Source organism: Ramlibacter sp., assembly GCF_041916345.1.
GTDB lineage: Bacteria > Pseudomonadota > Gammaproteobacteria > Burkholderiales > Burkholderiaceae_C > Ramlibacter.
On record NZ_JAYRZR010000049.1, the window covers coordinates 18,872 to 29,690 of the forward strand.

The 10,819-nt window shown below is 72.3% G+C and carries 10 protein-coding genes; 3 read left to right on the forward strand and 7 right to left on the reverse strand.

Annotated elements, in window-relative coordinates:
• The first annotated feature begins 38 nt into the window (after positions 1-38).
• Complete coding sequence (locus ACE3T5_RS13485) at positions 39-1,352, forward strand: hemolysin family protein (RefSeq protein WP_374668478.1); 1,314 nt, start codon at positions 39-41, stop codon at positions 1,350-1,352.
• 20 nt (positions 1,353-1,372) lie between these two features.
• Positions 1,373-2,143, forward strand: coding sequence for a SapC family protein (locus tag ACE3T5_RS13490; protein ID WP_374668480.1), 771 nt, complete (start codon positions 1,373-1,375; stop codon positions 2,141-2,143).
• Between the two features lie 6 nt (positions 2,144-2,149).
• Here ACE3T5_RS13490 and crcB read toward each other — a convergent pair whose 3' ends face one another.
• From crcB to ACE3T5_RS13510, 4 genes are all read right to left on the reverse strand, one after another.
• Positions 2,150-2,530, reverse strand: coding sequence for a fluoride efflux transporter CrcB (gene crcB, locus ACE3T5_RS13495; RefSeq protein WP_374668481.1), 381 nt, complete (start codon positions 2,528-2,530; stop codon positions 2,150-2,152).
• A gap of 7 nt (positions 2,531-2,537) precedes the next feature.
• A complete protein-coding gene (locus tag ACE3T5_RS13500) occupies positions 2,538-5,888 on the reverse strand; it encodes a response regulator (protein WP_374668483.1) in 3,351 nt (1,116 codons plus the stop codon).
• Positions 5,885-7,015, reverse strand: coding sequence for a response regulator (locus ACE3T5_RS13505; protein ID WP_374668486.1), 1,131 nt, complete (start codon positions 7,013-7,015; stop codon positions 5,885-5,887). The genes ACE3T5_RS13500 and ACE3T5_RS13505 overlap by 4 nt, the downstream gene beginning before the upstream one ends.
• 111 nt (positions 7,016-7,126) lie before the next feature.
• Positions 7,127-7,822, reverse strand: coding sequence for a response regulator transcription factor (locus tag ACE3T5_RS13510; protein ID WP_374668488.1), 696 nt, complete (start codon positions 7,820-7,822; stop codon positions 7,127-7,129).
• 157 nt (positions 7,823-7,979) lie between these two features.
• Between ACE3T5_RS13510 and ACE3T5_RS13515 the strand changes: the two genes are divergently transcribed.
• Positions 7,980-8,594, forward strand: coding sequence for a YitT family protein (locus ACE3T5_RS13515; protein WP_374668490.1), 615 nt, complete (start codon positions 7,980-7,982; stop codon positions 8,592-8,594).
• Between the two features lie 10 nt (positions 8,595-8,604).
• Here ACE3T5_RS13515 and ACE3T5_RS13520 read toward each other — a convergent pair whose 3' ends face one another.
• The 3 genes from ACE3T5_RS13520 to ACE3T5_RS13530 all read right to left on the reverse strand — a co-directional run bounded on the left by ACE3T5_RS13520 (position 8,605) and on the right by ACE3T5_RS13530 (position 10,532).
• Complete coding sequence (locus ACE3T5_RS13520) at positions 8,605-9,156, reverse strand: MarR family winged helix-turn-helix transcriptional regulator (RefSeq protein ID WP_374668492.1); 552 nt, start codon at positions 9,154-9,156, stop codon at positions 8,605-8,607.
• 239 nt (positions 9,157-9,395) lie between these two features.
• Positions 9,396-9,809: a hypothetical protein gene (locus tag ACE3T5_RS13525; protein ID WP_374668494.1), complete on the reverse strand. Its 414-nt coding sequence runs from the start codon at positions 9,807-9,809 to the stop codon at positions 9,396-9,398.
• 63 nt (positions 9,810-9,872) lie between these two features.
• Complete coding sequence (locus ACE3T5_RS13530; RefSeq protein WP_374668496.1) at positions 9,873-10,532, reverse strand: TetR family transcriptional regulator; 660 nt, start codon at positions 10,530-10,532, stop codon at positions 9,873-9,875.
• Positions 10,533-10,819: the final 287 nt, after the last annotated feature.

The window sequence follows — 10,819 nt, forward strand, 5'->3', positions numbered from 1 at the left end:
TTGCAGTACATTGGAATGCCGGTTTCCCGCATGGCCTCATGGATTTCCTGCTGATCGCGCTGCTCACCCTGTTGAACGGGTTGTTCGCCATGTCCGAGATGGCGCTGGCCTCCAGCCGCAAGGCTCGGCTGGCCGCCCTGGCGGAAAGCGGTGACCACGGCGCGGCCGCGGCGCTGCGCCTGATGGAGCAGCCCACGCGCTTCCTCTCGACCGTGCAGGTGGGTATCACCTCCATCGGCATGCTCAACGGCATCATCGGCGAGGCCGCGTTCAGCGCCGGGCTCGCCGAGTGGCTGCGTGGCCATGGCCTGCCGCATCGCGCCTCGGAGATCGGCGCCACCGCGCTGGTGGTGACCATCATCACCTACCTCACCATCGTGTTCGGCGAGCTGGTGCCCAAGCGCATCGGCCAGCTCTACCCGGAGGCGGTGTCGCGCCTGGCCGCGCGGCCCATGGGCTGGGTGGCACGCGGCGCGGGCCCGTTCGTGAAGCTGCTGTCCGCCTCCACCCAGGCGGTGCTGAAGGTGCTGGCGATCGACACCGCCACGCCGCGCGGCATGACCGAGGAGGAGATCGCGCACAGCCTGGAAGAGGGCGTGGATGCCGGCGTGATCGAGCACCAGGAGCACCAGATGGTGCGCAACGTGTTCCACCTGGACGACCGGCCGCTCACCTCGATGATGGTGCCGCGCTCCGACATCCAGTGGCTGGAGGCCTCGATGCCGGTGGCCGATGCGCTGCGCCGCGCCGGCCAGCAGGGCGAGGCCCACTCGTGGTACCCCGTCTGCCGCCAGTCGCTGGACGACGTGCTGGGCGTGGTCAGCGTGGCGCGCCTGCTGGCGCTGGGCCCGGCACACGAGGGCCCGCTGGAGGCGCAGATGCAGCCCGCGCTCTTCGTGCCCGAGACGCTCTCGGGCATGGAGATGCTGGAGCAGTTCCGCAGCCAGGCCGCGCGGCTGGTGTTCGTGGTGGATGAATACGGCGTGGTGCAGGGCCTGATCACCCCGCACGACCTGCTGGAGGCCATCACCGGCGAGCTGAAGCCCGAGGCGCACGAGGAGCCCTGGGCGGTGCCGCGGCCCGATGGCTCCTGGCTGCTCGACGGCCTGATGCCCGCCTCGGAGCTGAAGGCGCGCCTGGGCATCCGCGAGCTGCCCGAGGAGGACAAGGGCCGCTACAACACCCTGGCCGGCCTGCTGATGTCGGTCTCGGGCCGCCTGCCGGCCACCGGCGAGCGCATCGCCTGTGCCGACTGGCTGTTCGAGGTGGTCGATCTCGACGGCAAGCGCATCGACAAGGTGCTGGCGCGGGCCCTGCCGCCGTCGGACGACAATATCGCCCAGGAAGGTTGACGCTGAAGGAGGCACCGGCCATGTCGGACACCCTGTACTACGAGAAGCCGGTGCTGCTGGACCGCGACAAGCACCGCCGCCGCCGCGTGAAGGCCAGCCAGAGCTTCGCCTTCGCGCGCAAGGCCAACTCGCTCTACCTCGCGGGGGTGGAGTTCAACGAGGCCTGCAAGGAATACGCGATCGTCTTCACCAAGGCTGCCAGCGGCAAGATCGTGCCGGTGGTCATGCTGGGTCTGCGCGCGCGCGAGAACCTGTTCGTCGCCGAGGACGGCCGCTGGACTGGCCGCTACGTGCCCGCCTTCGTGCGCCGCTACCCCTTCGTGCTGGCGGAGCTGCCGGGTCAGTCGCTCGGCGTGTGCATCGACGAGGCGTACGGCGGCATCAGCGAGAACGAGGGCGAGGCGCTGTTCGACGCCAAGGGCGAGGACACGCCCTTCCTGCGTGGTGCGCTGGATTTCCTGACCCAGTACCAGCGCGAGTACATCCGCACCGAGACCTTCTGCCGCCACCTGGAGCAGGCCGGCCTGCTGACCGAGATGAAGGCTCGCGCCGACCTGGTGGATGGCCGCAGCTTCACCGTGGGCAGCCTGCTGGTGGTGGACGAGAAGAAGCTGATGGCCCTGCCCGATGCCACCGTGCTCTCGCTGTTCCGCGCCGGCGAGATGCACCTGGTCTCCATGCACCTGGCCTCGCTGTCCAACATGCAGGCCCTGGTGGACCGGGTGGCGCAGCGCGGCGCGCCCATGCAGCCGCCGCCGAAGCCGCCGTCGAAGGCGGCGAAGAAGGCGTGAGGGCCCTCAGCCGCTGAGCGCGCGCACGCTCGCGATGCCCAGCGCGGTGAGCGCGAGCGAGCCCAGCAGGTGGGCCGCGGCGGTGGCCAGGGCGAGCGTGAGCCGCTCCTGCTGGATCAGCAGCACCACTTCGGCCGAGTAGGTGGAGAAGGTGGTCAGCCCGCCCAGGCAGCCGGTGACCAGGAACAGCCGCACCTGCGGCGGCAGCTCCGGGTGCTGCCCCAGCCAGGCGATGGCGACGCCCACCAGGTAGCCGCCCAGCAGGTTGGCCGCCAGCGTGCCCAGGGGCAGGCCGCGGCCATCGCCGTTGAGACCGAGGGACAGCGCCCAGCGCGCCAGGGCGCCGAGCCCGGCACCGACGAAGACCGCGAGCGCCGACAGCACCATGGGCGCCTCAGTGCCGCTCGCCGGCCAGCCAGGCGTCGATGGCCGCCTGGGTGCCGGCCCACAGCCCGCGCAGCGCGGCGGCGCGCGCCGCGGCGTCATCGGGCCAGCCGGCCTTGGCGAGCGTCTCCAGCTCCCCGGCGGCCTGGTGCAGGGCCGTGGCCCCCACGTTGCCGGCCGAGCCCTTGATGGCGTGCGCGGCCTGCGCCAGTGCGGCGGCGTCGCGGCTGGCCAGGCAGGCGTCGATCGTGTCCAGGCGCGGCGGCGTGTCGGCCACGAACAGGCCGATCACCTCGCGCGTCATGCTCAGCTCCTCGTCGTCGAACTCGCGGAATTCCTCCAGTCGCGCGAAATCCATCGCCGCGGGGGGCGCGGCATCGGCGGCGGGTGCGGCATCGGGGGCGGGCGCCTCGGGGGCGGGCGGGGGGGCATCAGCCGCCGCGATCCACTTCTCCAGCGCCAGCGCCAGCGCCGCCACCTGCAGCGGCTTGGTGAGGTAGTCGTCCATGCCGGCGGCCTCGCAGCGGGCGCGGTCCTCGGCGGACGCCGCGGCGGTGACGGCGATGATGGGCGGCGCCGCCTTGCCACGTGCGGCCTGGATCTGCCGCGTGGCCTGCAGGCCGTCCACGTCGGGCATGTTCACGTCCATCAGGATGGCGTCGATGCGCTGGCCGTGGGCAGCGGCGTGCGCCACCGCTTCCACCGCCTCGCGGCCGTCGGTGGCGGTACGCACCTCGTAGCCCAGCTTCATCAGCATGGCGCAGGCCACCTTCAGGTTGACCGCGTTGTCGTCGGCCACCAGCACCGTGGCGTGCTTCTGCGCCTCCTGCGGGGTGGCGCCGGTCTTGCCGGCCGCTGCCTCCTCGGCCGAGACGCAGCGCAGGATGGTCTCGAACAGCTGGTTCTGCCGCGCCGGCTTGAGCAGCCGCGCGCTGAACAGCTGGGCGCTGCCGTCGCCCACCGGCATGAAGCCCGAGCTGAGCAGCACGATGGGGATGCGCTCCCACCCGGCATGCGCCTTCACCGTCTGCGAGAACGCGATGCCGTCCATCTCGGGCATGTGCATGTCGGTCACGATCACGTCCGGCAGGCTGGGGGAGCCCTCCAGCCAGTCGAGCGCCTGCGGGCCCGACTCGGCCGCGTGCACCTCCATGCCCCACAGCTGCAGCTGGCGCGTGAGCACACGCACGTTGGTGGCGTGGTCATCCACGATCAGCACGCGGATGGCCTTCAGGCGGCCGGCGTCGGCGGGGCTGAACGACTGCGCCAGCTCGGTCGTGGGCGCGTGGATGGTGAACCAGAAGGTGGAGCCGTGGCCCAGTTCGCTTTCCACGCCGATCTCGCCGCCCATCAGCTCCACCAGCCGCTTGCAGATGGCCAGGCCCAGGCCGGTACCGCCGTACTTGCGCGTGGTGGACGCGTCCACCTGCATGAAGGCCTCGAACAGCGAGGCCTTGCGCTCGGGCGGGATGCCGATGCCGGTGTCGCTGACGCGGAACTCCAGCACCGCGCGGCCGGCGCCGTCATCGGCCGCGCGCTGGCGCACCGACACCGAGACCTCGCCGCGGGCGGTGAACTTCACCGCGTTGTTGATCAGGTTGATCAGCACCTGGCGCACCCGTGTGATGTCGCCCTTGATCGCCGCGGGCACCGCACCGGCACCGGTCTCCGGGATGTCGATGATGAGCTCCAGGCCCTTCTCGCGCGCGCGCGGGGCCGCGATGTCGCAGGCCTCCTCGACCGCGCCCCGCACCGACAGCGGCTCGACCTCCAGGTCAAGCTTGCCCGACTCGATCTTGGAGAAGTCGAGCACGTCATTGATCACCGCCAGCAGCTGGTCGCTGGACAGCCGGATGGTCTGCAGGAAGTCCCGCTGCTCGGGGTTGAGCGGCGTCTCGGCCAGCAGCGTGCTCATGCCCACCACGCCATTGAGCGGCGTGCGGATCTCGTGGCTCATGGTCGCCAGGAAGGCGGCCTTGGCGCGCGCGGCGGCCAGCGCCTCCTCGCGCGAGGCTTCCAGCTCCGCGGTGCGTTCGCGCACGCGCTCTTCCAGCGTCTCGTTGGCCACCTGCAGGGCCACGGCGTCGGCCTCCACCTGGTTGCGGAACACCTGGAGCTGGCGGCCGGTGTCGTACAGCACGGCGGACAGGCGGGTCACCTCGCGGATGCGGGTGCGCACCGGCTCGGGCACCTCGCCACGCCCGAGCTGTTCAGCCGCGGCCGAGACCCGGCGCATGCTGCGGCCGAAGGCTGCCGCCATCAGGAAGGCCACCAGGGTGCCGATGAGGATGGCGCCGCCGCCGCCCATGGCGGCATGCAGCCAGGAGCGCCGGATGCCGGCGGTGAAATCGGATTCGGGCGCGGCCACCACCAGCGCCCAGCGCAGGCCGAGGGCTTCGCCGAAGGGCCGCTGCACCAGCAGCAGCGCGTCCCCCTCGAGCGGCAGGCGCTGCAGCCGGGTGTCGAGCTGCACCGTGTCGGCCGACTGCGCCGCGCGCATGGCCTGCAGGCCGGCATAGCCGGCGCGGATGGCGGCGTTGGCGCTGTCGCTCGGGCTGCGCCGCGCCGGCTGGCCGTCGGCGCCGGGCTCGAACAGCGCGTCGCCGGCGGAGCTCGCGACCAGCAGGCCCTTCTCGTCGATGATGAACGCACCGCCGCGCGCGCTGATGCGCTGCGTGCGCAGCACGTCGTGCAGGCGCTGCAGGTACAGGTCGGCGGCGAAGACGCCAGCCGCGCCGCCGTCGGGGTCGTAGACCGGCTGCGACAGGCTGACCATCAGCTCGCGCCGGGCGGGATCCACCCGCACCGGGGAGAACACCCGGTCCTTCGCCTCCATCGCGCCGGCGTACCAGACGGTGGTGCGGGGCTCGAAGTTGCCGGCCTCCGGTGGCAGGGGCCGGCTGCGGTCACCCGGCTCCGCCGCGGCGAAGAACTGCCGGCCGCCGCCGGTGCCGTTGCGCACCGCGACGCGCATGCCGTCCGGGGTGGCGGACACGCCCAGGTACTCGCCGCGCAGGTTGGCGAAGTGCAGCACCGGCACCTCGGGCGTGTGGCGGGCGAGCACGAAGGCGGGTGCCTCCATGCGCGGCAGGTTGCGCAGCACTGTGCGGGCACGCTGCATCTCGGAGGCGTTCAGCCGCTCGGGAAAGACACCGTTGAGCACGTCGTGCGCCTGCCGCAGCTGGTTCTCGGTGCCGGCCTGCACCAGCGCCGCCACCTGGCCGAGCAGCCGCCCGGCGAGCTCTTCCACGCTCGCAGTGCCGGCGCGCCCCAGCAGCCAGGCCACCACGACCGCCGGCACGATGGCCAGCAGCACCATGCTGACGGCCAGCACGCGCCGCAGCGAGAACAGGCGTTTCATGAGCTTTCGGCGGGCTGCGCCATGCCCACCAGCTCCGCGGCGTCGAGCGATTGGGAGCGGCCGGGCAGGTCGATCAGCGCGCGGCGGCCGGTGCGCACGGCGCCGGTGACGCTGCGCAGCGTGGCCACGCTGGCGGCGATGGGCCAGCCGAGCGCACGCGCCTGCTTCTGCAGCAGGATGGTGGCGGTCACCACGTCGCCGACGGGCAGGGTCTGCTTGCCGCCATGCAGCGGGTCTTCCAGCTGGGTGAGCGTGACCGCGCCGGTGTTCAACGCGACGTGCACGTCGAAGGGCGGCAGGCGGCGCTGCGGATAGCTGGTGGCCAGGTGCTGCGCGATGGCGCGCGAGGACTCCACCAGGCCCAGCGCCGTGCGCGCGGCCCGCAGGGCATGGTTGACGGTGCGGGTGTTGGTGTCGTCGGTGAACACGGCCAGCAGGCCTTCGCCCACGAACTGGATGAAGCGGGCGCCGAACAGGTGGGCGGTGTCGTTGGCGCTGCCGTAGAAGCGGCGCACCAGATCGGTCAGCTCGGAGGCATCCAGCTTCTCGGCCACGCCCGCGTAGTGCGGGATGTCGACGAACAGCACGCTGGCGGAGTCGAAGCGCTCGTCGGCCGCGCCGCCCTGGCCGGTGGGCCAGCGCTCGCTCAGCTCGGCGGCCAGGCGCTTCTCGTACAGCTTGATCAGGTGGGCGCGCTGCTCCTGCAGCGCGGTGGTGACGGCCTGGTCGATCGCGAGCGATTGCAGCTCGGCCTGCCGCTGGCGCTTGTTCAGCTGCGCCGCGACGGCATCCCGCAGCTCGCCGGGGCGGAACGGCTTGGTGATGTAGTCGTCGGCGCCGGTGGTCATGCCGATGCGCATGTGGGCGCGCTCCTGCAGCGAGGTGAGCAGGATCACCGGCGTGGCGGCCAGCGCCGGGTTGCGGCGCAGCGCGGCGACGACCTCGAAGCCGTTCATCTCGGGCATCTGCACGTCGCTGATGACCAGGTCGGGGTGGCGCGCCTCGGCCATGATCATGCCGTGCACCCCGTTCTCGGTCGCGAGGACCTCGTGTCCGTCCTTCTTGAGGACCGAGGTGACCAGGGTGCGGGTGGCGGCGTCGTCCTCCATCAGAACGATCAGGGCCATGGGGTGGGATTCCTGTAGATGCCGGTGGGCGGGCCCGGGTGAGGCCCTGGGCGTCGAGTGTACCGGCAGCGCTGGCGCGGCGCCTGCTGTCAGTTCGTCGTCAGGCGGGGTTCAAGGCGGGGTGTCGGGCGGGATGCGGTAGCCCACGCCGCGCACCGTCTGGATCAGCGACTGGCCCAGCTTGCGACGCAGGTGGTGCACGTGCACCTCCACCGCGTTGCCATCGGAGACACGATGGCTGCTGCGCGCCTGGATGTCCGCCCGGGTCAGCGGCCGCGGCCGGTCTTCCAGCAGGGCCAGCAGCACGGTGAACTCGGGTTCGCTCACGTCCACGCCCGCGCCGCCGCGGGTGACGGTGCGACCCACCGGGTCGACCACGATGTCGCGGTAGGTGATGCGCCCGCCGGTGAGGCTGGTGCGCCGGCGCAACAGCGCGCGCATGACGGCGGCCACTTCCTCCAGGTGCACCGGCTTGATCACGTAGCCGTCGGCACCCTGGTCGAGGGCGGCCAGCCGGGTGCGCAGCTGCGAGCGGGCGGAGATCACCAGCACGGGCAGCTTGGCGTCGGGCAGCTCACCCGGGGCGCACCGGCGCAGCCGGCGCAGCAGGTCGACGCCGTCGCCATCGGGCAGGCTCAGGTCCAGCAGCAGGATGTCCACCGGCGTGCAGCGCAGGATCTCCCAGGCGGCGGCCAGGTCCTCGGCCACCGAGACCTCGAAGTCCATCCGGCGCGCGAGCCCGGACAGGACAGCCGCCGAGGTGGCGTCGTCCTCGACGATCAGCGCGCGCATCTTGGTGTCTCCCACGGCGAGCATTCTGCCAGCGGGGGCACCTCATCGGTCCGGTCCGGGTGGAGAGCGCTGCCCAATCCGGCACGGTCCGCCGGCCTTCGATGGCGCCAGCTGGCGCTGAAGCTGATGCAACGCAAGGTCGTGGCAGGCGGGGCGCGGCATCATCGCCCGCATGTCCGCCACCACTGCCGCTGCCGCCACGCACCGCCTGCAGGACGATCTGCAGGGGCTGGCCACCGGCACGCTGTTCGTCGCCCTCGGGGTCTACCTGTTCCAGCATGCCGGGCTGGTGCCCGGCGGCACCGTCGGCCTGGCCCTGCTGCTGCACCAGGCCACGGGCCTGCCGCTCGCATGGGCGCTCGTGGGGGTGAACCTGCCTTTCTACTGGCTGGCCTGGCGCCAGCTCGGGCGCGCCTTCGCGCTGCGCACGCTGGTCTCGGTGGCGGCGCTGTCGTTCCTGGTCGGCTGGCTGCCCCAGGGGCTGGAGCTGCGCCACGTGGCCGGCCCGGTGGCGGCCGTGCTGGGCGGGCTGCTGTGCGGCGCCGGCATGCTGATGCTGTTCCGGCATCAGGCCAGCCTGGGCGGCCTGAACGTGCTCTCGCTGTACCTGCACAACCGGCTGGGCTGGCCGACGGGGAAGGTGCAGATGGTGCTGGACGCGGTGATCGTGTGCGCGGGCGGCCTGGTCGCGGGCAGCATGGCCTCGCTCGCGTGGTCGGTGCTGGCGGTGGTGGCGCTCAACCTCGCGCTGGTCTTCAACCACCGGCCCGGCCGCTACCTGGGCTGAGCCTGCGGGCTCAGGCGGCAGCGTCGGGCCGCGGGCGGGTGCGGGCGCGGGCAGGGACCGGCGCCTCCAGCACCGCCACCAGGCGACCCAGGTCCCGGTCGAGCCGGCGCAATGTGGCGGTATCGAGCGCCTGCAGGGCTTCCGGCAGGCCGCCGCTGACAGGCTGGGGCAGCCGGCGCAGCAGGCGGGCCCCACGGGGGGTGACGCGCAGCTCCACCGCGCGGCGGTCTTCGGCGCTGCGGCTGGCGACGATCAGTCCGCCTTCGAGCAGGGGCCGGACCAGGTTGCTGGCGGTGGATTGATGGATGTCCATGGCGCGGGCGAGCGCCCCCACGCCCAGGCCGGGCTGGGAATCGACCACGGTGAGTGCCCACACCTGCGCGCCGGCCAGCCCGGCGTGACGCTCGACGTCGCGCAGATGGGCCTTCATGGCGTTGCAGGCGACGCGCAGGCGGCTCAGCACCCGGGCGGAGGGCGCGGCAGCCGGCGTGCCGGACAGCGGGGGCAGCAGGACATCAGCGGACTGGGCCGCCTTCGGCGCCGGACGGCGCGGGGAACTCATGGTTGAGCATGATAGGCAGCGCCCGTGCGGGGCGTCCTGCAGGCGTCAGCCAAAAAAAGGCCCCCGCCTAGGCGGGGGCACAGGGAGATCCTGAAAAAATGTGCTCGCTCGCAACGACTGGCATTGCGCTTGCATTCTGGGCCATGAGGGGCTCGGGATCAAGCGCCAATTGCCAGCCCGTCGCCGCGTACGGGCATTGCAGGTGGCGTGCAGGCCACCCGGGCGTGGCATGTGTCACGCTAGCGCGGCGCCGGCACCAGCGGATCGGGCGCGTAGGGGCCCATCACCTTCTGAGCGCCGGGCCAGGCCAGCCAGGCCGTCCAGCGGCGGCCGTCCTGGCTGCAGTAGACGAGGTACTGGCCATGGACGGTGCGGTGGGCGCGGTAAGCCATCAGCCCGCAGCTGTCGACATGGTTGGCGCTGAGTGTCTTTTCCAGGTCGACGTGCTGGCCGTTGCGCCAGTCACCCTGGTAGTCGCCGGCCACCGGTGCCTTCACGGCGCGCTGCGCCGCGGTGTCGGGCGGCTCTCGCAGGCCGGCCACCACGAAGGCGGCGATCACCAGCAGGCCGGCTGCCCAGCGCAACCAGCCGGGCGTGGCGAGCTGCCGGGTCTCGGCGTTCTTGCGGAGTTCGAGGGTGTCGATCATGCTCATGGCGGTTTCCTCCTGATTCGCTTGGCCACCTGCCGATGCTAGGCCAGTGCGCAGGCGACAGGGTTACCGGGTGTTGCGGCCGGTAGCCAAACGTGGGCCCGCTTCGTGGGGGAGGCCCAGGCCGATGAGGTAGGCGTCCATGGCGCGGGTGCCGCAGGCCTCGAGATCGAACGCCTCGGGGTCCAGCAGCCAGTTCTGGATCAGCCCGTCCAGCAGCGCCTGCAGGCCCTGGGCCGCGGTCGCCGCCGGCATGGCCAGGCGCAGGCCGCGGACCCGCGCACTGCGCAGCAGCACCAGGCGCATGCGATCCAGCCACAGGCCGCGCACGTGCAGGTGGCGCGAGCGCACCGCGCACAGGCTGTCCACGTACTCCACCTTGTGCGTGGCCACCTCGAACACGCGGCGGGTGCGGGCATCGTGCACGGTGCGGTGCAGGGCCAGCTGCATCGCGGCCCGCAGGGCGGGCAGCGGGTCCGCGCCCTGGGCGGACTCCACGTGCGTCAGCGCGGTCTGCAGCGGCAGGATGGCGCGGTCCATCATGGCGTTGAACAGGTCGGCCTTGTCGTGGAAATGCCAGTAGATGGCGCCGCGAGTGGTGCCCGCGGCCTGGGCGATGTCATTCAGCGAGGTGCCGGCCACGCCGTGCGCCAGGAAGACGTGCTCCGCCGCGTCCAGCAGGCGCTGGCGCGTGGCGAGGGCGTCTTCCTTGGTGCGTCGGGCCATGGGGGTCCGGCGGGCCTTTGCGGGGCGTTCACCGGCGAGTCAGTATACATTCACTCTTGCATGTATATACTGCAGCATCGTGCGGGCGGCCGTGCGCCGCTGCGCCTTCCCACTCCTCCGAAAGACCCTCCCATGCCCGAGCGCCACGCCTCGCCGGCCCCTCGTTTCCCGATTGCGCTGCTCGTCGCCAGCGTGCTGGCCCTGGCCGCCTGCGGCCAGGGAGGCGGCGGCGCCCCCCCCCGCGGGGCCCCGCCGCCCCCCGAGGGGGGCGGGGTCACGGTGGCCGC